This is a genomic window from Sphingobacterium sp. ML3W, from assembly GCF_029542085.1.
In the GTDB taxonomy this organism is placed as follows: Bacteria; Bacteroidota; Bacteroidia; order Sphingobacteriales; family Sphingobacteriaceae; genus Sphingobacterium.
In genome coordinates, this window is record NZ_CP107036.1 from 1,616,136 (window position 1) to 1,639,058 (window position 22,923).

Sequence of the window (22,923 nt, forward strand, 5' to 3'; positions counted from 1 at the left end):
TTTAAAGTGTAAGGTTAATACCGAAATTAAAATTCTGTTGTTGCGGATAATATAGTCCGTTGCCCGCTGATACCTCTGGGTCAAATTGTTTGATCTGACTCCAGGTCAGGAGGTTGAAACCGGACAAATAGACTCTTATTTTGCTAATGCCATTTTTGTGTAACCAGGTATTATCTAGTGTATAGCCAAGGCTAGCACTTTTAAGTCGGACATACCCTGCATCTTTAAGCCAAAAAGTAGAATTTCTATTATTGATCGATCTTGCATCCGTCCAAGCTATGGGATATTCAGCATTTATATTATCAGGTGTCCATGAGTCTTCCAAATAGGCAAAGTTGCCTGAGGCTCCTCCTCCAGCATACAACACACGGCCTGTTCCCTGAATCATCAGATTACGCTGTGCGGCGCCTTGAACCAAAAAGTTAAGATCAAACTGCTTCCAGCTTAAGGTACTCGACAACCCGAACATCATCCGGGGTGTATTGTTGTAGTTGGAAATCACTTTTTGATCCTGGATATCAATTTGTCCATTGCCATTGATGTCAACATATCTGAGATCCCCGGCTAAAGACTTTTGTCCAAATTGTTGACCTCCAAACCATGCATCGGCCTCTTCTTGAGTCCGGAAAATACCATCGGTCTCGTAGCCCGATCTAAATCCATAAACTCGTCCTAATTGACGCTGATAATCCAAAGCTGTGACTGGATCATCGATTTTCGTTACTTTATTTACAACATGGCTAATGTTAAAATTAAAGTTCGCATTGACAGCACCTATTTTCTCACGATATCCAAGCGATGCTTCCCAGCCACGATTGCTCATTTTACCATAGTTTTCAGTGGGCAAATCTCTTCCAAATGTAGAAGGTACAGACAGGGCCCTAGCCATTAGGATGTCTTTGGTATTCCGAATAAAATATTCAAAATTTAAATTGATTTTTGAATTCAGTAACACTGCATTAATCCCAAAATTGGTACTCTGCTGTTTTTCCCAGGTTATCGTTGCATTTGGATAGACTCCATAATTTAATCTCGGTGTAGAGCTGCCATCTAAAATTGGACCAGAAGCCGAAACAATACTATAATTATCCAGAAATTGAAACGCTTGCACACGATCGTTTCCGGTCAAACCTGTTGAACCAAAAAACTTAAGATAAGACACTACATTATTTATTGGGCTATCCTTGAAAAACGGTTCCTCTGACATTACCCAACCCGCAGAAATGGCTGGAAAAAATCCCCAGCGGCTTCTTATGGGGAAACGATAAGAACCGTCTGAACGGAATACTCCTTCCAGTAAATAACGATCAGCAAAATTGTAATTGACCCGACCGATCACACTGCGACGTGCATCCGTAATTATTCCGTTTCCACCTAAGTTCTGATTTTCATTCCCAGATGCAAATAGTTCATCTTTGATGTTGGAAAGAAACTGCTGCCTGTAAGCGAAAAATGTATTCCCTTTAGAGTTATACTCTTCATAAACCAAAACTCCCCTAACTTCATGTTTGCCAAAGTTGTGGTCATAGTTGACAGAAAGGTTATAAAACTGTTGGTCGCTTTCCTGGTACCTTTGATTAAGGGAAGTTTGATTTCCAACGAGCTTAGTCCCCGTCACCTGACCAGAAGCATTAACATCGTACATTGTATAAGGGGTAAAGAAAGTTTTATTGAATAGACGGTCTTTATAAATAGAATATAGTCCGTTTAGACTCAAACCTTCTGTTATAAAAGACAGCTTATGCTCAAAAGATAGTGAACCCTGAAATACATTCCATACATTACGATTATATCCTGTTGACTCATACATTGCTACAGGATGTTCTCCTGTGGTATTAAAATATGAACCATCCGAATTGAGGATAGAATATGTAGGATTTTGTCTTAAGACTGCCGCAAAAATAGATCCTGCATCAAATCCGGGATTATTGCTATTTTCCTGGCGACCTTCAAAGCCCAGTTTTACCACCAAATTTTTGTTTATTCGTGCATCGGTATTACTTCGGAAATTATAGCGTTTAAAATTGATATTATCATACATACCATCCTGATCAAAAATACCAACTGACGCAAAATACTTGATTACTTCTGTGCCGCCATTGACTGAAACATTTTGATCATGTTGCATGCTATTTTTTTTGAATGTAGCATCATACCAAACATTTTTATCTCCGCGTGACTGAAAGTCAGTGAGCTGATCTTCGGAGTAAAATAGCCCTGCGTGATTTGGATTATCGGGATCATAACTCATATTTTTCAAAGCCTTGTTCCTTAAAGATGCAAATTGATAGGCTGACATTAATTTGGGATAATTGGTAGGTTGCTGTTTACCGATCATGCCAGAATATGTAATGACAGGTTTCCCCATTTTACCTCTTTTGGTGGTGATCAGAAAAACCCCATTTGCTGCTCTAGCACCATACACACTTGCTGCTGACGCATCTTTAAGTACAGTAATACTCTCTATTTCGTCAGAGTCAATGTTGCCAAATCCATCATAACGTACCACACCATCTACAACAACTAATGGTGAATTGTCATTAAGGGTGGTGATACCGCGAATCTGAAGATTTGACCCAGAACCCGGAGTGCCATTTGGTGTAGTGGATATGACTCCAGGGATATTGCCTGCTATGGCATTGGTGATATTGGCGGTCGGGATCTGCCTCAAAGCATCTCCTGAAACGCTGGAAATTGATCCCGTCACAGTAGATTTCTTTTGAGATCCATAACCTACCACCACAACTTCTTCTAAGGCATTATCTGAAACCTTAAGGCGGACCTGCATAGTTGATCGGTCTACCACAACAGTTTGTTGTTCGTACCCGATAGCCGAAACAATCAATGTAGCTCCCATTTCAACGTTCAATGTAAAGCTACCATCAGTAGAAGTAGAAGTGGCCGTTTTAGGATTCTTTTTATCTGAAACTGTTGCTCCGGCTATTGGCTCACCCTTTTCATTGAAGATAACCCCTTGAATTAATTGTAAAGAATAGATTGCATTTGTATTTGTGACCAGCCTATTAAGGATAATCTGATTCCCGAAGATCTCGTACTTGAGATCAAGTGGCTTCAATAGTTCATCTAAAAGTTCCTGCAAACTTTGGTCTTTGACATCGACAGAAGTTTTTGATTGGTTATCTACTATAGATGACAGGTAGCTAAATTTCACCCCTCCAAGGGATTCAATCCGTCTTAAGATAACAGATAGACTTTCTTGCCGTGCCGTAAAGTTTACTTTTTTGTTCAATACCTCCTGGCCAAGAAGCGTGTTTGTTGCTCCTTGGGCAATGAGTGCACTAACTAAAAATGCATTTACAAAAGATAGTCTCATAAATAGTCTTTGTAATTGGTTATTTATCTTTTTGTTCATAAATTAGTGGTTGAAGTAAATACAATAGAAAGCCTGTACACATGCCTTGAATGTGTATAGATCTTTTTTCGGACGACGATGTTCCCGCATCGTCGTCTTATTTCGTAAGTAGTTTGAAATTTTACATAGGCTTATATATTTGATTATTATTTTATTTCTTCTCTACTCCCACTACAAGTGCCGTCTACAACAATTGTCTGTTCTTCTATTTGGTAGCGCAACCCAGTTGTTCTGGAAATAATAAATAATTTATCATAGATAGAACCTTTTGGTAATGGTAAGGTTGCTTTACACTGATTTAATTGATCCCTATCAAATCGAATTTTGATATCATACATACTGGAAAGACTATCTAATACGTAACTAAGTGATACATTCCTGAATACCAGTATATCATTGGCCATTTGTGGTGTAGTATAGGTAGATTCGTTTTGAAATTTGTCTTTTACAAATCGCCCGGTGCTGGAATTAAGTGTCAATCTTTCTGAAGGCAGTAACGTATATGGCTTACTTTCAATTTCTTGAATACTACCAACCTCCACCTTTCCACTCTTTACCGCCACTTGTTGTTTCTCTGTATGCTTGTCTGCCAATACCCAAAAACTAGTCCCTACTACTTTTACATTAAAAAACGGCGTTTCAACAACAAACCTTCTTGTACTATCTTTAGCCACATCAAAAAATATGCGGCCAATAACGGATACTTTCCTTATTTTATCATTAAATAATGTTTTGCGTTTTAGTACTGCTCCTGGTTCTAAGCTTGCTTTTGTACCGTCAGGTAGAAAAATAATTTTGGAGATCTTGCCCTTGTTGACGTAAACATTATAGCCACTCTCCGATTCTAGATTAATTGATTTACGATCTCTATTGTTTATATAAAGTAGACTCCCATAAAACAGTATAAAAAAAACTATTGCAGCAGTCCATTTATACCAAAGACTCGAAATGATTCTCTTGGGATGATAGGATTGAGATGACACTGTAGATTCGATCTGCTGCCAGATCTGATCCTTCAAATCAATAATCTGATTGGTTGGTTGATAAAACTTATTTAGGCTTTCAACTATAGCCTTCGCACGTAGCATATTGTCCTCGTCTTGTGGATTATTAGCTAGCCATTCAGACCAATAGTTGCTTCGATCTTCATTCGATTCATTTACCCATTTAATAAATTGGTTGTCTTTCAGGTAATCTTCTACTTCCATTCTTAATATTTAAGCATAAATTCGTTGGTCTATATACTATAGTGTATAATCGTATCATTTTATACTCACCTATTTCCACTTTTTTTTTATTTTTTTATGCCGGCATCCTCATTCATAAGTTTTTTAAGCAAAAAACTCAATAATGAACATTTTAGACGTAGACGTTAAAAAAAATACATTTACAAAAAAGGAAGTATATAGATTGTCGGGATCGCTTGCTTTATATGTGCAAACGGGATACGAAAAAGCCTGACAGACTTAGTAAAATATGGAGTAGACTACGTAGACGTATGAGTGCGCGTTGCAGTAGATTTGAAACCGACTGGTAATTTACATTCAATAAAGTAGATATTTCTGTTATAGAGTAAGAGAGATAAAAATAGAGATAAATGACCTCCCGTTGTCTCGGGGCCAATTGATGAAGAGTATCTTCTAATTTATTCAGTTTATTCTCTTTATCATTGATAAGTTCCAGTATGTCCTGATCAACTAATTCTTCATTAAATTCATATTTAATGATTCGATTTTCATTCTTCTTTAATGTAGCTAATAACTTGTAACGAAAAGACTTAAAGAGGTAGAACTTAACGGATCCCACATTAGCCAAACGCTCCCGTGTAATCCAAAGTTCAACAAACAAATCGTGCATCACGTCACGTATAAGATCCTCATCATGATGGATTTTAAATCCGTAGGTTATGATATCGGTCGCAAATAAATGGTAGATTTCGGAAAATGCGTCATAGCTTCCTCCTTTGAATTCCGTCCATAATTTTTGCTCCCCAACTGTATTGCTCACACCTAATCGCCTTTTAATTTATTAATCGATATCAATCCATTGTTAATTAAGTACATATAAACAGATGTCCCACTCTCAAAATCAAACAAGTGTTATATTTGTAGGAACAAAATATCTATAAATATTATCATTTTCAAATTTAAATAATACGCAAACGTTTGCGTTGTTTTTTTACCAAAATAAAAAAATCTACTCCCAAGTTGCTGTTTGCAATAAGCTAAATTCGTTAACTTTGATATTCTCCCCACCAAATTAGGTGCTACAGCCGACCGACCAAACTGATAATAGTTACCGATTAGATCTCCAACACTTGGATTCTGATCAGGATCACGATTGTAATCTGCTTTAAAATTATGCCGCATCCAGACCTGACCATTTATACTGACTCTATATTTTATAACAATGTAGCTATTTCCTTTCCCTCTGCATATGCCTTACCCCAACCACATAAACTTTCCAATATGGGTATAAGATCCAAACCTTTGCTGGTTAAAATATAGGCCACCCCCGGTGGTACAGTACCTTGAATATCTGCTTTTAGCAAAATAGCATGTGTTTCTAATTCTTTTAGCTGCCTAGCTAAAACCTGCTCAGAAATATTGGGTAGTTCCTTCTGTAGCAAATGGAACCTATTGTTCCCCTGACTAATTGAATAAACAATCTGGGATTTCCACCGTCCACTGATCATAGCGATCGCAGAATTTAGCTCACAGACCTGAAAAAGGAACTTCTCATTAATGGCGTTGGTCGAATTACTTTTACGCATAACTGTTGAATTAAAACCTAACAATTTTGTTAGTCATTGACTGCAGTAAAATATCAGTTGATATTTGTAGTACAAAGTTAAGAAATCCAAACAACATGAAATATCTTATTACAGTTATCACACTTCTATACTCGTGGGGCCTTAGTGCTCAGGAACAGTTTGTCATTCAATCAAAATATCTTCAGAAACAGGATACTGTCCTCGTTTTTAAGCCGAAAACTTATAATAAGAATACGAAGTATCCCATAGTTTATTTATTGCATGGCTATAGCGAAAATTACAAGCAATGGAACCATACTGTCGATCTTCAGCAGATGGCTGATCAATATGGTTTTATTGTTGTCACTCCAGATGGTTATACATCTTTTTACCTTAATAGTCCATTGGGAAATGAAATGCAATATGATGACTTTTTCTTCAAGGAACTCAGCCCCACAATACATCAGGCTTATAATGTTGACAGAGACAATATCTTTATCAGTGGATTGAGCATGGGTGGGTATGGCGCATTAAGACTTTTTGTACTGCATGACGACTATTTTAATACCGCTGGTTGCAGCAGTGGTGCACTAAAAATAGATTTTAACATTTTTCAAAAGGTCAGTCAACATTTTTGGAAAAATAACAGATTGGTAGATGACACAAAAAAACTACTGGGTGGGGCAGAAAACAATTATATAAACTGGAATGACTACAGCATATTGGAGATCATCAGTAAAAGGCCCAACTTTAAACGGAACTTTATCTTTGATTGTGGCAGCGAGGATATTTTATACCCTGCCAGCATGGAATTAAAGCAGCTGGTGGATAGTATTGGTATTCCTGCGACATTCATCAGTCGGCCCGGTGATCATAATACGGCTTATTGGAACAGTTCTATTGCCTATCATTTTATTTACTTTAAACAACATATGAAGTAAATTCTTTGACGCACTTAGCATTTTCAACTTATTGTTTTGTTCCTTCCAATGTACTTATACTTTTGGCTGGGATGGAGATCGAATAAGCTCCTTATCTCTATTGCCATACCGGCTTTTGAAATGGTACCAAATTGATTAGATATCAGTAATTGTCAAACGATCAGGACTTCCAGTGCTCAATAGTTTGGGATTTGACGCATCCACCTGATATAAAATTTTATCAAATGTTGTGTCTTTTGGTGCTGTACAGGTTGATAGATCACAATTGTCGAAACTTACGAAATCTCCAAAAATAGAACTAGAGAAATCGCAATGTTGCAAACATGCTTTTGAATCACGATTAGTATCATAGAGCCCATTAAAGGTAACATCCTTGAATTTACCATCAAAAATGCAACTACGAAATTGACTGCCATTGAAATTGACAGTTGTAAATTTCGTTTTTATAAATTTACAGTTGACAAACTGTGTAAAATTAAAGGCTCTATATTTGTACTCACAGTCTTCAAAAATACAATCTGTATAAACTCCTTTGTGGCTACCAAAGGTAGTCTCAGATAAATTAATCTTTTTGAAAATGCAATTTTTGAAATTGGAATCATAAAAAATGCGCGAACCTGCTAAAATTGAGGCTTTAAACAAACAGCCATCAAAATTGGTATTTTCAAATATGGCACTATTGAAGTTTGTGTTTGTGAAATCCCAATTCACAAAGTTTTTGTTTGAAAATTTAGTTTTTAGCGCTAAAGTCTGATTTACATAGTCCTTATTCATATGGCCTATAAATTACAGCTATTGTTAATATTAAGAAGTTATCTGAAAACAAAATACACTCTTAAAAAAAATCAAACACTAAAAGTAAAGGTATTAACATATACAAATTTGGAGATTGGGCCTCAAAATCTGATGCATTTATACGTTTTTATTTTTACCTTTTCTCCTAATTGATGGTTCTCATTTTTATAATTTCCTTCGGTAACAAGTGCAAATTTTCCATTTGATTGTTTTATGCCGTATTGAAATTCGTATTTGTAATATCCTGTTTGATTAAATTTAAAAATAAAATGCCGAGATCTTTGCTGGAATTACAATTCGTTGGATGCGTTTTATTATTCGTTGAGATCTGCCAGTTTTTTGTGGTTGAAACGATAGTGTAGAATGCAGTTTTAGTCATAAGAGGTAGCGTAATAAGGGAAAAGTTAGAGTAAAGAAACGAGAAGAAGTGTTCCACCCAAAACAGCGAAAATCTTCTTTATTATATAATATGATAGGTTTAATGATTGTCAAAAATTCCACCTGTAATTGGCATACATTCTCACCTCCGATTCTTTTCTAATAGCCGATACCCGTATAACAGTATCTATCAAATTTTTTATCAACGAAATTAATGGCGCTCTTAACTGAAATTGTAAAATCACAAAACCGTAAATATCTGGGAATTATCCTTCTCAGACTTCAAGACTTAATCCCAACGTAATCCGTCTTCCATTTTTCTATGAAACCAACTATAAGAATTCTCTAAATGTAAGCATCTAACAGTGAGGAGTTGTCATCACTGGATCAATGTAACCTAGCTCCTGCAGCTGTTTAAAATAGAAACCTCATTTTGCTTTAATTTTATCTCTATGCATTAGGCCAAATTTAATTAAAGCATTGACAACTTCCTCCGTTTCTATGGCATATGTGGTAAGCGCATAAGAGACGGTCACAGGTCTGGTGTTATTAACCGTTCTACTAATCAGCAAATTATCTTCTAATTCCTGAAGTTCTTTGGATAGTACTTTCGGGGATATTCCCTGAGCCATCTCTTGCAGATCTTTAAACCGCATTGTGCCGTGTTTTTGTAAATTGTGCAGGATACAAAATTTCCATTTACCACTGAGCAATTCAATGCCATCTTTTAATGCCAATATAGTTTCTTTATCAATATCACGTTTTTTATTGCTCATAAGATAGTTACTTTCCTAAAGGTAATGAATAGTAAATATATATTGAATATCCAATAGTTTTGTTGAACAGAAATTTAAAAAAAGTCATTATGAAAGTAACAGTAATCGCAAACATTTCGGCTAATGGAAGAATTTTGATATCCGATACCCCGTATCATAAGCTGCCACCGGAAGCAATGGAATTTTACGTACAATCTGTAAGACAGGTTGGAAATGTAGTGATAGGATTGAAAACATTTGAAAATTTTCTAAATTTTCCAGATCAAGTAAAAGAACATTTTAATGGAATAGAAATCATCATATTGGCCGATAAATCTTATACGGCTGATGGCTACAAGATTGTAGCAAGTCCTGAAGAGGCCATTGCATATATGTCTGCAAAAGGAGTACGGGAAATAGCCGTTGGAGGCGGAGCAGGTACTTTCAACGCCTTTTTAGACAAAGATTTAGTTACAGATATTTATTTTAACGTCAGCCCCATAATCACTGGAGCTGGAGCAATTTTAGCAAACAATGAGGAGTTAAGTTCAAAGTTCAAGTACGAAGGTCAGAAACTTAAAAACGGTTTTCTTCAATTGCATCTAACTAAAGAAGACTGAAACAATGGACCAAAAATGTCTTTCAAAAATAGTTGAATGCGTTTTTCATCACCTAAAAAGGCATTGTCACGACTCGTGCTTTATATTTACCTTTTTCAATCGTAAATAAAGCTGCATATCCACCGGCTCCATCACTATTAACAGAAGTGATATATAAAATATCATTTAAATCATCATAGTAACATGCTGCAAATTCATTGTTGATATTAAAGAGGTTCTCAATTTCCTTTTCGGGAACTAGGACAGTCCTACCCTTTATTTTTGCTTTTATGGATATGTAGTGGCTTGACGGGATCCCGCCATCTATTCCCCATAGCTTCTGCCCTTTAAACTTGTCTACAATGGTATAGCCTTCATATTTAGTCGATAAAAAGTAACTTTTATTTTTTTCGTAATCGAACTTGTCGGACCTCATTTCCACAGTGACATCATTTGATCTAAATGTTGCCTTGCTTTCATCAAAAGATATATTTGGGATATGCTTATAAGATTCAATAAATTTAATTCTTGTATTGTGTACATATCCGGTAACACTTTTGTTTTGACTGTTGGTGTAATCAAGACTTACCCAATCGCCGAGTTTTTGATCGGGAAAGGCATAGACAATTTCATCAGCAGCGATTTTAGAAACAATTGCGCTATTAACTGTGGCTTGTTTCCTCACATTTACATAGCCGTCTTTGTCAATGATTTTTGCAAACTGTGCATTAGCTAATTGGCTTGCTGTGAGAAAAAGTAATGTTAGTAGATATTTGTGGTTCATTTGTTATAAAGTTATTACTATGGGTCCAAAATAGAGCTGAAAATTTTCGATCATCCATGGCTCCGAACTAACCCTAGTCGCTTGTTGTTGCAAAACTTCCAATTTCGATGCTATATCCCAGATTTGTCTTTTTATCCAGTTACGAAATGTCTTTGTTCAGTAATTTAACTTTATCTTCGATGGTCAATTCTTCTAACTCTGTAAGCTTTGCCAAGTTTTGCAAGGACTGGATCTCGCCACTTCGAAAGATATAAAGGTATCTCAGTGTGGTCACTTCTGAAACTCTTGTGACAATATTTTCTACATGCGGACAAAGGCTAAGCTCCAGATCAACCAAATCGTGAAAATTGCTGATTCAAGTTATATCTGTCAAGGACTTAATTTCGGAAAGTATAAATTTAATTCCCTGAATTTTGACTCGTCCACCTCATTTTCCGGAACGCCTTCATTGAAATGAGTATTTATAAACACTATTTGTTGATCGGAGATTTTCATGCTCTTAAATTCCGCTTGTCGGATGGTCAATATTAAAAAGAAAAATGGAACTAAAAAATCACGGTTATCAGTGATCTTTTTAAAAAATATGCTACCCCATAGCATCTACTTCCAATTCATTTGCAACAAATCATCCAATATCTCTTTTAGAAAGGGAATAATATTTTCAGGTAAACTTACGTTCTCAATATCTACTACAATCTCACTATGCTGGACGATAGGACTTAATTGCTTATTGTCAATGCTTATGACACTGTAAAGTTTTTCCAGGACGACGCCTACCCTCTTAAATTAATCAGCTCTCTTTTTTACAAAGGATTAAATATCATTGTCTTTAGTGATAGCAAGTATATATTGTCCATTATAAGAAACTCGCCATAATCTGTATCCGAATCTAGTGGCAGAACCATAAACATCTGAAATATGTAATAAATCTTTGCACGGACCAATATGTGGAGAAAGTTCAAAAATAGTTATCCACCAAAAATTATCAGTTAAAAGACTGCCTGAATGCTGAAGGTGAAACATTCATTTTTGCTTTAAATAATTTACTGAATGATTGTGGATGTTCGAAACCTAACTGGTATGCGATTTCACTAATTGAATTTTCAGTCGTCGACAGCTTTTCCTTAGCTTTATCAATCAGTTTATTATGTATGTGCTGTTGCGCATTTTGCCCGGTCAATGAGCGAAGCATATCGCTCAAATAACTTGGGGATGTATTCAGATGTTCAGCAAGATCGTGTACGGTTGGCAGTGCCCTGCCCAATAGTTCCATACTATTGAAATGATTATCCAAAAAGTCCTCCATTCTAACTAAAAGGTCATTATTTACTACTTTTCTCGTGATAAACTGCCTTTTGTAGAAACGGTTGCAGTAATTCAGCAACAAATCAAGCTGGGAAATAATTACCTCATGACTCAACTCATCCATCCTACTCTTTAATTCATCATCAATTATTTTAAAGATTGACATGATCGTTTGCTTTTCATATTCAGATAGATGAAGTGCCTCATTAGTGGCATAGGAAAAGAATCCATGTTGTTTTATTTTCTTTGCCAGCGGATAGGATAATAAAAAATCCGGATGAATCGATAAAACGTAACCTGATTTAGTACTACGTGGTGGGGCTTCGAATATCTGATGCGGAGCTGAAAATATCAATCCTCCTTCGGCAAAGTCATAGTAATTTTGCCCATATCTTGCCTTCCCTTGCATATCCGGCTTATATATGATCTGATAGAAATCTGTCATAAACGAGCTAAAGGATTCATCCGGATCAATATGATTAACACCGATATCGATGAGGCTCACCATCGGATGAAAGGGCATCACCTGCCCCAACGTCCGATGAAAGTCTGACAAAGATTTGAATTTGCGAGGTAGGCCTTCTTCCTTTTCCATGTCGTAAATTTAACAGTTTTTTTATGTCTAAAAAGCAACAATACCGGTTTCGGGGTTGATCTCTTCGGATATAAATTTCCCTGTCGGTCCATCCGTCCCGATCATAGCGTATTTTAAAATACGTTTACCTGCTACCTCAACACTACCCGAACCACGGTGGTTGTTAAAGTCTGTTGCTGTAAAGCCCGGGTCAATAGCATTCACCTTAAACGCTGTGTCGCGCAATTCAAGTGCAAGTGCAATAGTGTACATATTGAGTGCTGCTTTTGATGGTCCATAAATACCGCCCACATAATCGCGGTATTGAAAATCAGGGTTGCCACAAAGCGTCATGGATGCCATACCGGAGGTTACATTGACAATACGTGGTTGCGAAGAATTTTTCAACAGATCGATAAATGCCTTTGTAGTTCTTACAGCTCCATAGAGGTTGACATTAAAGACTTCGTACAAAACGTTAAGATCTACAGACGCCGGTTTCTGTGGCATCCCGCCACTTATTCCTGCATTATTAATAAGAACATCTAATATTTCTGTTTTTCCGCCAATTTCTTTTCGCGCCGCGTCTACCGATGCCTGGTCCGTGATGTCGATCTGGATAGGTTCAACATTACGCAGCCCCTCTGATTTCAACTTTTCAACGGATTGCTGTCCGTTCTTCAAATTACGGGTTCCCAAATAAACATAACACCCTTGCTGTATCAATTGGCGAGCAGTCTCGTAACCAATACTTTTGTTCGCTCCTGTAATAAATACTTTCTTCATTTCTTTAAATTTAATGATGAAACAAAGTTCTGAAAACTGTTTTCGTGGAAGGTAGCCAAAATGAGAAATTGCTAAGCCAAAACAGTTTCTATCATTTTAAATTCCAAATTCGGTTAAGATATATGAGACGAAACTGTCTATTGGGGCTGTTTATAATCCGCATTTTGTACTCCGTCAGAAATTTGTATTTTAGTTGAAAGGTTCGGTTTCGAAATCTCCACCTTCGGCAATACTCAAAACGTTATCTAAAAAATTGACTTGTGAAAAAATATTATTTATTTATAATAGTTTTATTGACTTTTATTTCTTGTAAAGGCCAGGAAAATAAGACAGAACTTTTGGATAAACTAAAATACAATGCGGAGAAAAGTAACTATGGTATTCAACAAACTTTTTATTATCCGACAGAAATATCAATAAATGATTATCCGGTTTTTAGAGGTCTTGAATTCTTTGGAAATACAATTCCAAATTTCATTGACATTGGGATTAACAAAAGTGGAGAACAAGAATTAAAAATTCTAATCGACTTGGCAAATTACAAAAAGCAAGGGAAACCAATTTTAAAAATACTCTTGATCCGGTCAGCTAAAGGAATATCAATTATTTCGAACGAGTCCGATTTTCCTGAAGAAAATATTCTAGTAAATTTTGAGTTATCTGATGAAGATATTACGCAAGAAAACATTCAGAATGGCTACTTTCTGAAAATAATAAATTTTAATGCTAAAATTCCTGTCGAACTACCTTCCTTAAATAATTCGGTTCAATTGAAGAATTCAACAGAACTATTTGATAAACTTTATAATGCTCTTGCCAAACTTACGGAAGATTTAAACAATAAAAACAGTAGAAATGTTTTGGAAATTATCCAAAATGCTGAATTTGAAGTAGCACAATTACGAGGAATGAAAAAAGAATGGATGTTAGACGAAAGAAAAGCGCTTTTATCAAATACTTTCTCATTGTTACCAAAAGATAGTTGTGAAGTCAAAATTTATGGAAACGGGAAAATGGCAACTCTTGTTAAAAAGAATTTGGAAATTATCAAACAACCTGCGATAACTTCGAAATTTACAACCAAGAATTCACCTAGAGGTAAGGTTATTCAATTTTATAATTTTTATTACAATGTGCCAAAAGGAAAAGAAGAGTTAGAACTAATAAGATTTGACGGTTATGCAATAACAAAATACAAAAAAGAATTTTAGATCTTCGTATTTTGATATGCAACTCATGGCAGCAATAATTTCCGGTCTATCTCTTAGGGAGTGTAACTCAAACTGTGTCATTGGATATTTACCCTAAATCTAAAAGCCTCTATCAAGTTTGAGCTATTTATACCTAGAAAACCAAACGCTATCTATAAAAGGGCCCTTTGCATCATTCATCTTTTTTGTACGGTACAGAATAAACTTCCCGGAAGGCAGGATCTCCGCATAGGGGGCTCGCAGATCTGTATTACTTTGCAACATGATCAATTTATTCCCTCTCGGCCAGGCTTTATAGGCGTCAATCATTGGTTCCTTGCCCTGACCATTGTCCTGCCAGTCGTTGATGGTAAAATGATCCTGTCCCCGTTCATGATGGATCGATAGATGCCTTTTATTTTTTTTATCGAACCAATTGCCTTCGATACTTTGAACATCTATCTTGTGGTTTTTCTTATTCTGAGCGTTGCAAATGCTGTGAGCGAAAAAAAGCACATAACCCATAATAAAAAGATATAACTTAATATTTATCATACTCTTATCCATTTAATTACTACTAGTTTGATATGTTCTTAAATTTTTACATTTAACTCTTTTAAAATCAACACTTTTTTGAAAATTCATTTTATGCCGACTAATTAAGGCATTAGTTAATTTGATGCAAATAATATTCGCTGAAAGTTCAAAGCTATTAACCTTACAATGAATTGTCTGTTGGCTCAAAACTTGATATTTCGTCGTATTTAGGCTTAACCACAATGTTTCCTTTTAGATTGATAAGCCCTATTTTGAAATGAGATACGTTTTCATTACTATTACTGAGAGGACGAAACTGGATTAAACCAAATTGGTACGACATGTATTTTCGGCCTTTGTTCTGGCTAGCATTAAAAGGTAATTGTTTGTTTAAACCGACAAGTCCCAATGGTTCGCCTTCAGCATTCATCAGGGCAAACAAACCATTTCCCAAGTCGGCAAGCCCCTTATCCTCTTTTTCAAAGGATAAAATCTTTTTTCCTTGGGGAGTAATAAGTAGGGTTTCATTTGGATTTTTAATGCTAATAGCCATAAGATGCTTACTGTCTAAAAGTACGAGCTGTTTCCAATTGTAACCCAGTACTAATTCTCCCTTGGTATTAATTAAAGCGTGGTCCAGTTCTCCATCGTCTTTATTGTCAAACCTGGCTACTACCGCCATACCCTCATAAAATTCGGTCGCTTTGGCCAGCCCTACCTCCACCACCTCTTTTCCTTTTGTATTGATATAGCCATAGTTGGGATAAAACTCCTTGAAATCCTTATCTTCCTTATAAATCATAACCCTGGCTAAGCCGTTGTTAAAGCGTGAAATCTCTTTATAAATTGGCGGCGTGATCATTTGTCCCTTGGTGTTCATTAGCCCTAGGAGCAACTCTCCTTCTGGCAGCCAAAAGCTGAACAAGCCATTCGAAAAAGTATCATCTATATCATATTTGGCATCTGTAACTATTTCTCCCTTCAGGTTGATAATCCTGCCAATACTATTTTTATTATACTTTTTGGAAGTATATTTCTCCCACACCTGCGCAAATCCATTTTCAAAGGCTTTTGCATTTACGTATTGAAGTTTAATTACTTCTTCGCCTTTTAAATTGATATAGCCATACAAATCATTTTTAGCTACTACTGCCAGTCCTTGTGAAAAATGTCCTATCTTATCGTACACGGGCTGTACCACTATTTTCCCGCTCGTATTGATAAAGCCCCATTTTCCATTTATCTCAACGCCTGCAATTCCTTCACTAAAAAAAGTGGTATTCGTAAACTGAACAGGAATAGCCAATGCCCCAGATGTATCGCAATAGCCCCATTTGCCCTTTCCTTCTTTTTTTATATCAACGGTTTTGTATTGCTCATTATGCTTGACAGAATCTTTTGGATTTACGTTCGATGGCGCAACCAACACCACTGGATCGGCATCAGGTACATACTTACCTATATTTACGGGCACAAGGTTATTGCCCCAAGAACCGGCATCGTCATAAACAGGAGGAATTACCTCACGACCAAAAGCATCAATAAATCCACATTTTCCATCTAGGCGAACCAAGGCCAAGTGCTTTTTTTCTTTTTGTGCAAATGTGACTGAATAAAATCCGATCAATAGCAATAACAACAATGGAAATTTCATATAAGAAGTTGTTTATAGAAATTAAATCTACTTAATTTATCCGTCCCATCCAACCGCAGTCTAACTAACAGTTTTCACCTCTTATTTCTCGCCAAATATGAACCCCACATTTGACATATTTTTATTTACCCATATTTTTATAAGGCTGGAAAATGGTCTGTGAACGACAAACTGATCTTATTATAATTCTTCAAATTATGTTAAGAAAAAGCCGTGTGACAATGCTAGTTTTTAAGTAATTTTAAATAACAGAAAAACTGAAGTGATGGCTTATAACAATGAACTTGTCAACCGCGTCCGTGAAAGACTTGCAATCGAAGAAAATATCGAAATTGAGGAAAAGAAAATGTTTAGCGGGCTATCTTTTCTTGTGAATGGGAAAATGTGTATCAATATCAGCCATGACAATCTGATGTGCCGCTATAACGCTGAACTGGAAGATGAGGTTTCGGAAAAACAAGGTTTCTTACCAATGATAATGAAAGGAAAGCAACTAAAAGGCTATTGTTATGTAGAACCTATCGGTTTTCAATACCATGATGATTTTGAATATTGGATAAAAATCTGTCTTGATTATAACCCAGCTGCAAAAGCTTCGAAGAAGAAATGAAAATGAACCTGAGGTAATATAATTCAGATAAGATAACATCGCTGGCATTCATCAATGTCCCAATTACAATCCCTGAAAAATTTGGATACGAAGATTAGAACCACCGAATTAGAGTTCTGCGCGATGGCTTTCCTGAACTTCTCAACAAAAAATATTGCAGAATATACCTACGAGACCATTTGCGCCGTACAGATCCGTAAAAATAGATTGCGTAAAAAATTTGAGATACCTTCCGATGAGGATTTTAATAACTGGATGCGCGAGTTGGGTAAATAAAAGTGTACTTTGAGGGAGATAACAACCTTCAGGCGCTAACAAATCACACTTTAAGAACAGAACTATAACTAGCAATAATAATTGCGTTTTTAAGGATTTACCACTTATTTTTCAAAAAGATTCAAGCTTTTGCACCATGAAAAAAAAGCAGAAATAGCATTCCGATTCAAGCAATTATATTTATATATCCTGTGCGGAAAAGGAATTGCATTGGAGTAAACACCATCATTACAAAAGTGTATAAACAATTTTGTCTTGACTATATTCTCCCTGGAAAAGCTTTTGTTATCCAAAAAAATAATGCAATCCGCACAAATGCTATTATCATTATTTGTATACTCCTTCTGTATCGAAATTTTAATGCTATTGTCCCAGAAAAAACTTATAATGTCATAGGTCAACTCCTCCTCATTATTATTTTCTATTACTAAATAATTCATATTCTCTTTTAAATTTTTAAAATCTCTTCGCTTAAAACCTACCTAAACAACACTTAACTAACGTATCAGCTGGGTGTTTAAAATATTTCTAGGGTATCTTAAAAGCATAGTCTAATAATTTGAAAAAGAATTCCAAATTATTTTTTTTTCTTTATCCTGCAGAAAAAAGAAATAGGACGATTTCGTCAATTCGAAATCTATTAAAGGCGTTAATATAACAATATAGATAACACTGCTTTTTGTTAAAAAACCTTTTCAATCTCAATTAGTCTAAAACCATATTTTAATTTAAATATTTCAAAAACCAATCAACAGCTGCCTTACATGCAATTTGGAAATGTTCAATGTATGGAGAAAAATGTCCGCCCGGAATTATTTCCAATGCTTTTGGCTCTAAAGTTTTTTCGTATGCCTTTAAACAAAGGTCGGTCGGTGTAACATTATCATTCAGCGCTACAATATACATAATCGGTGTAGGACTAATACGCGACACATAGATATCAGGCTCATACATACGGCTATACTCTGTGGCTCGAAGAGTTACCTCGTTACGAAATGTCTTTGAAAATTTAAACGCTCCCATATAATATTCTTTTGCCTCGAGCATTGGATAGAGGGGGTTTTGTTCCGTATCACCTACGAGTGCTCTCATTAATGGCTCCTTTCCATTAAAGCGGTCAAGTCTATCTTTCTCAACGATCTCCCAATAGATAGCCAAATTCTCGGCAGGCATTCTTCTTAATCCAGATTTAAAACCACTGACAGTAGGAACTTGTGATACGACACATTTAACTCTTCTATCTGTTGCGGCCGTCACAATAACGTGCCCACCAGAGAAACTCGTTCCCCAAATCCCTATTTTTTCATTATCAACTTTATTTAAGGTATAGGCATAAGTAATGCTGTTTTTATAATCTTCTATTTGCATATAAGGATTGACTTCTTGTCGTGGTAATCCCCCACTTTCTCCCAAATTTCGGTAATCAAAAAGGATAACAATAAAGCCATTTTCGGCAAATTTCTCAGCGAATTTGTCTATATAAGCTTCTTTAGTAAGACCAAAGCCATGAGCCATAATAATAACAGGGCATTTTCCTTCTCTTAAGGGAGTATACTGTAACGCTGAAATTTTTACTCCTTCACTTTTATAATTTACTTTTTCTGTCTGATAAGTGTACATAATCTTGACTTTTTGTTCCATCTGGAGAAACATTGTTGCTAGTTCTCAGAGAATAGAATTGTTTACTTCACTGCTTTTGAATTATTTTACATCAAAATTAGCTGGAAGAAAGAAGAAGGGGTTGTTCTAAAGGCTCTAAGTTTTGTCGTTTTGGTTCACAGGTTGTTCTCGAAAGAATGATGGCGTAATTTTGAAATGTCTCCTAAAAGATTTATCAAATAGGGATAACGACTCGAATCCGCTTTCAAATGCAATTTCAGATATACTCTTATTTGTATTTAATAATAGAACACAGGCATCTGAAAGCTTACGGGAGACAATCCATTTCGCAGGAGAGCTTTGAAATATCCTGTTAAAATCCCTTTTAAATGTGGATAGGCTTCGATTTGAAAACTTTGCAAGTTGATCAATCGTATAATTCTCTTTGTACAATTTTTCTACCATGTCTTCCAAATCGTTTCTTTCATAAATAATAGTACTGAAAAATTGTCTAGTATATGGATATGTACTTAAAAGGAGATAAATAAGCTCATTCACTTTTAAAGTAAGAATGGTTTGGTTGTTTTCATTTTCTTGAATATAAACTACATATTGAACAACAAAGCTCTCAATGGTTTTATTTTTATTGAGAACGAGTATCTGCTGATTTAATGCTTTGATGTTAGGTTGATTGGTATCTATACTTACATCATCAAATAGTTTCATTTTTTTTATAAATGTATCGTTAAAGTAAATAACAATCGCTTCAAAAACACCATCCTCAGCAAGATACTCGGTCATATTATGAATCCCTTTCTTTACTATCAAAAGTTGTCTGTTGTTCACTTCCAATATCTCCTTATCTCGGAAAATTATTTTTTTCCCTTTAATAACGAAAACGAACGCGTTTTCTTGCATCAGAATATATTGTTTAGTAGACACTGTATTGGTTTTCCATCTTGCAAACAGTAGTTTATTATTCTCTAGAATTTTTTCTTTTGGGAATTGTTTCATTCTGGTTGTACTCTGATTTCGGTACTAAATATATAAATAACTTTTTTCTATTTCTGTCGAGACAAAACACTTAGAAAAACAGTAGATCGTTCAGCCTTACTATAAGTACCCCATTTTTCAACATCCAAAATGGATATGCAACTATCAGTACAATTTTGTGGCTATAACCGGCATTAGCATGGCCTCGAGAGCAAAATAGCCTATCTTTTTACCCGAATAATATATCCGTCAATCGCATATTTGCCCCCGCCTTCAACTACCAAAGCTAAAGCAATTCCGATAGCCATTAAATCAAACTGACAACCTTCCCCCTGCTGTGTTCCCATCCAATTCATAAAAAATCCATATTGTAAATGGGTCGTAAACATAATTCCCAGCATCAGACCGATATAAGCTATAGCCCAAAACCTAGTCGCAAAACCAAAGATTAAACATATAGCACCAACACATTCAGTCATAATGACCAAGAATGCTACAATTGTCGGAAGATGCATCTGTTCTGTAAAAATTTTCATCATCTGGCTGAAGCCTGCTCCGCCAAACCACCCTACTGTTTTTTGCATGCCGTGCGGAAAAAAAATAATACCTAAGGTCAATCTTAAAATAAATCCTGTTAATGTATTCTGTGTTCTAAAAAATAAATTGTTCATAATTTTAACGATATATTTATTATTGCTGTTTTTTATTGGAGTGATTATTTTCATTGACTTTTTCAATTAATTTGATTGCAATAGAGAGAAGGATAACTAATTAAAGACATTTGCTGCTACAAAGACACCATAATTTGCTTTAGTATTTCTTGTAGGACCATATGCATCCCAGTTGGCTCCTAAGCCAAATCGAAATTCTTTAGAGCTAATCCCCACCCGTAGCATGAGATAGCTCCGAGCATGATCTCCACTGTTGATGGTGGCACAATATAGTCCCTGAGCCCGGGTGTATAGATTCCAAAACTCATTTAGTTGTGGCTTGTATTCAACTAAGGCAAAACCTTCCCAATTGCTATTATTAGCTAAATCAATCCTTGGCATCAATGTAACTAAAAACTGCTTAGAAGAATATGAGTACATTAGTGCGGTATTGGGGCGTACTCCCGAACTGGGTGTGTAATGGGTGCCTGCCAACACACTGAAGCCCTTCGCAAAATGATATGTGAGATGGATTTGATTCATCATATCTTTGGAATTAGTTTCGTTCCAGCGCGAAGAAAAATTGGTTACACTGAATATACCCAATTTTGGGAATGACCGAAACGCCTTATTAACGGTCATTTGGGATGCATAGCCATTATTCCCTACCAAAACCTCAACAACAACTGGTGGATTTTTAAATTCCGGAACGGGATGTTCTTGGGCCTTGAGGTAATTTGAAAGAAGTAATACACATACGATTAAAAGTGGACTTTTCATGATTTTATCTGTTCTTAAATATTGACAATACAAAGTTCAGTATGTGAACTATGAAATATTAGAACAGATAAATCATTAATCAGGACAAACCAATCATATTACGATATTCCGAAGGAGTATAATGTGCATGCTTTCTAAAAAAACGGGAAAAATATGAAATATCTTCAAATCCCAGTGAGTAGGCTACTTCAGAGATTGCATATTGGGGCAGTGATAATAATGCCTTTGCTTCCATTAACAGTGCTTCATTTATTAGTTCAGAAGCCGTTTTACCGGTTGTAATTTTTACGCATTTATTTAGGTGATTGGGAGACACATGCAATAGCTCCGCATACACTTGTATGACGTGGGTATCTTGAATATGTGACGTAATTAGCTTTCGGAACCGCTGTGTAATGGTTTCTCTTGGTGAAAAGATAGGAATAGGTAATGTTTTTATAAAATGGACAAGCTCCCCTATGAAGGTATTTAGATACAATTTTAACAAATATTGATTGTCATCCGATCCATATAAATTCATTGAATGTTTTAAAAGTATTTCGATTCTCTTAGAATGTCCATCGTCTAATTCGAATGAATGGGTATTCAATAATTCCGACAAATGATAAATTTCCTGTACTCTTTTCAACCCACTTCCTTCAGTAATAAAATCATCCGAAAAGTGACAATAATAACCTTCTATATCCTTCGAGCTATATAGGAGGGTTCTGATTTTATACGCAGGCAAAATCATGCAGGTACCGGATGTAAGTGTAGAAATATCCGAGCATACCATTTTATCTAATTTACCTTTACTGATGAAAACAAAATCATTTACTGTCTTGCGATGTGGTAAGGATGGCATAATTGTTTTTTCATCTAACACAGAAAGCGGTTCGATAAAAAAATCATTAAAAATCTTCCTTGTATTTGGACGCTCCACATTGATAATTGCCTTGAAATTATCTGGCTGATATTCAGGTATGCGATTCATTTTCGGTCAACGGACTAATTTTGTGATTTCATAACTATAAATACTCTCCTCACAATGGTACAACAAATAATGATATAAGATAGCGCATTGGTTGAATTTACTTCAATTTATTTCGCACACACACCATTAAACAACTCACTACCAATCATCTATCTGGAATTTTAAATTTAAGCATTTGCTTCCTCAAGCCACAAGTCACCATTGACAATTGCATATATTACTTTATCCCTGATTTCAATAGGATACCTTCTTCTATCATTATTTTTCACATTAATCCAAAATAAGTTTAGTCAAATAGTTTATTTTATCAATACCAGATCTATCCATCCAAATTTTTCGGCACTTTTAATAAACCATACTTTTTGTTGATCATAATTTATTTTTAATATGATACAAAATTCTTTTAAATTATGCCCTTAATTGTATTAAAATCAGTTTTTTTTGTATTCATATTTTTTAGGTCGGTAATTTCCTATAGGGGAAAATCGGTTTTTTGTTAAACATTTTTAGCTGTCTATATTAGCCTTTACATTTGGCCCCATAGGAACTATATAAGGGACTGGCTTCCTATATTGCCATTGAAAAGTGTATTCATTACTTTTCGTTATTTTTTCTTCGA

21 protein-coding genes are annotated in these 22,923 nt (G+C 35.5%); 5 read left to right on the top strand and 16 right to left on the bottom strand.

The genetic code is table 11. The annotated features are described in order from the left end of the window. Position 1: 1 nt before the first annotated feature. The 4 genes from OGI71_RS06910 to OGI71_RS06925 form a co-directional block, all read right to left on the bottom strand. Positions 2–3,334 (bottom strand): TonB-dependent receptor, encoded by a 3,333-nt coding sequence (locus tag OGI71_RS06910; RefSeq protein ID WP_282254657.1) that lies wholly within the window; start codon positions 3,332–3,334, stop codon positions 2–4. 185 nt (positions 3,335–3,519) lie between these two features. Further along, entirely contained in the window at positions 3,520–4,581 is a 1,062-nt protein-coding gene (locus OGI71_RS06915; RefSeq protein ID WP_282254658.1) for a FecR family protein, read from the bottom strand. Positions 4,582–4,801: 220 nt separating this feature from the next. Beyond that, a complete protein-coding gene (locus tag OGI71_RS06920; protein WP_282254659.1) occupies positions 4,802–5,380 on the bottom strand; it encodes a sigma-70 family RNA polymerase sigma factor in 579 nt (192 codons plus the stop codon). A 394-nt stretch (positions 5,381–5,774) separates the two neighbouring features. Then, positions 5,775–6,146 (bottom strand): helix-turn-helix domain-containing protein, encoded by a 372-nt coding sequence (locus tag OGI71_RS06925; RefSeq protein WP_282254660.1) that lies wholly within the window; start codon positions 6,144–6,146, stop codon positions 5,775–5,777. A 95-nt stretch (positions 6,147–6,241) separates the two neighbouring features. On the opposite strand from OGI71_RS06925, the gene OGI71_RS06930 reads away from it, so the two are divergent. Beyond that, a complete protein-coding gene (locus OGI71_RS06930; protein WP_282254661.1) occupies positions 6,242–7,066 on the top strand; it encodes an alpha/beta hydrolase-fold protein in 825 nt (274 codons plus the stop codon). Between the two features lie 135 nt (positions 7,067–7,201). Here OGI71_RS06930 and OGI71_RS06935 read toward each other — a convergent pair whose 3' ends face one another. Beyond that, positions 7,202–7,840 (bottom strand): pentapeptide repeat-containing protein, encoded by a 639-nt coding sequence (locus tag OGI71_RS06935; RefSeq protein ID WP_282254662.1) that lies wholly within the window; start codon positions 7,838–7,840, stop codon positions 7,202–7,204. 827 nt (positions 7,841–8,667) lie between these two features. Continuing rightward, positions 8,668–9,015: a helix-turn-helix domain-containing protein gene (locus OGI71_RS06940; protein WP_282254663.1), complete on the bottom strand. Its 348-nt coding sequence runs from the start codon at positions 9,013–9,015 to the stop codon at positions 8,668–8,670. 89 nt (positions 9,016–9,104) lie between these two features. Here OGI71_RS06940 and OGI71_RS06945 point away from each other — a divergent pair, with 89 nt between their 5' ends. Further along, on the top strand, positions 9,105–9,614 hold the full coding sequence (locus tag OGI71_RS06945; protein ID WP_282254664.1) for a dihydrofolate reductase: 510 nt from the start codon (positions 9,105–9,107) through the stop codon (positions 9,612–9,614). Positions 9,615–9,666: 52 nt separating this feature from the next. On the opposite strand, the gene OGI71_RS06950 is transcribed toward OGI71_RS06945, so the two are convergent. From OGI71_RS06950 to OGI71_RS06960, 3 genes are all read right to left on the bottom strand, one after another. Then, positions 9,667–10,377: a hypothetical protein gene (locus tag OGI71_RS06950; RefSeq protein ID WP_282254665.1), complete on the bottom strand. Its 711-nt coding sequence runs from the start codon at positions 10,375–10,377 to the stop codon at positions 9,667–9,669. A 985-nt stretch (positions 10,378–11,362) separates the two neighbouring features. After that, a complete protein-coding gene (locus OGI71_RS06955; protein ID WP_282254666.1) occupies positions 11,363–12,277 on the bottom strand; it encodes a helix-turn-helix transcriptional regulator in 915 nt (304 codons plus the stop codon). 27 nt (positions 12,278–12,304) lie between these two features. Then, complete coding sequence (locus OGI71_RS06960; RefSeq protein WP_282254667.1) at positions 12,305–13,042, bottom strand: SDR family NAD(P)-dependent oxidoreductase; 738 nt, start codon at positions 13,040–13,042, stop codon at positions 12,305–12,307. Between the two features lie 260 nt (positions 13,043–13,302). On the opposite strand from OGI71_RS06960, the gene OGI71_RS06965 reads away from it, so the two are divergent. Further along, positions 13,303–14,253, top strand: a complete 951-nt coding sequence (locus OGI71_RS06965; RefSeq protein ID WP_282254668.1) for a hypothetical protein — start codon at positions 13,303–13,305, stop codon at positions 14,251–14,253. Positions 14,254–14,376: 123 nt separating this feature from the next. Here the strand turns inward: OGI71_RS06965 and OGI71_RS06970 are convergent, their stop codons facing one another. Together OGI71_RS06970 and OGI71_RS06975 are read right to left on the bottom strand one after the other, a co-directional pair. Then, a complete protein-coding gene (locus OGI71_RS06970) occupies positions 14,377–14,787 on the bottom strand; it encodes a hypothetical protein (RefSeq protein WP_282254669.1) in 411 nt (136 codons plus the stop codon). 163 nt (positions 14,788–14,950) lie between these two features. Further along, positions 14,951–16,423: a WG repeat-containing protein gene (locus tag OGI71_RS06975; RefSeq protein WP_282254670.1), complete on the bottom strand. Its 1,473-nt coding sequence runs from the start codon at positions 16,421–16,423 to the stop codon at positions 14,951–14,953. 265 nt (positions 16,424–16,688) lie between these two features. On the opposite strand from OGI71_RS06975, the gene OGI71_RS06980 reads away from it, so the two are divergent. Then, positions 16,689–17,033, top strand: a complete 345-nt coding sequence (locus tag OGI71_RS06980; RefSeq protein ID WP_282254671.1) for a TfoX/Sxy family protein — start codon at positions 16,689–16,691, stop codon at positions 17,031–17,033. 54 nt (positions 17,034–17,087) lie between these two features. Then, positions 17,088–17,309, top strand: coding sequence for a hypothetical protein (locus OGI71_RS06985; RefSeq protein ID WP_282254672.1), 222 nt, complete (start codon positions 17,088–17,090; stop codon positions 17,307–17,309). Positions 17,310–18,032: 723 nt separating this feature from the next. Here OGI71_RS06985 and OGI71_RS06990 read toward each other — a convergent pair. From OGI71_RS06990 to OGI71_RS07010, 5 genes are all read right to left on the bottom strand, one after another. Then, positions 18,033–18,950 (bottom strand): alpha/beta hydrolase, encoded by a 918-nt coding sequence (locus tag OGI71_RS06990; RefSeq protein ID WP_282254673.1) that lies wholly within the window; start codon positions 18,948–18,950, stop codon positions 18,033–18,035. 114 nt (positions 18,951–19,064) lie between these two features. After that, entirely contained in the window at positions 19,065–19,922 is an 858-nt protein-coding gene (locus OGI71_RS06995; RefSeq protein WP_282254674.1) for an AraC family transcriptional regulator, read from the bottom strand. A 200-nt stretch (positions 19,923–20,122) separates the two neighbouring features. Next, a complete protein-coding gene (locus OGI71_RS07000) occupies positions 20,123–20,626 on the bottom strand; it encodes a DoxX family protein (protein ID WP_282254675.1) in 504 nt (167 codons plus the stop codon). Between the two features lie 42 nt (positions 20,627–20,668). Next, positions 20,669–21,331, bottom strand: coding sequence for a hypothetical protein (locus tag OGI71_RS07005; RefSeq protein ID WP_282254677.1), 663 nt, complete (start codon positions 21,329–21,331; stop codon positions 20,669–20,671). Between the two features lie 79 nt (positions 21,332–21,410). Further along, positions 21,411–22,304, bottom strand: coding sequence for an AraC family transcriptional regulator (locus OGI71_RS07010; protein ID WP_282254678.1), 894 nt, complete (start codon positions 22,302–22,304; stop codon positions 21,411–21,413). Positions 22,305–22,923 lie beyond the last annotated feature (619 nt).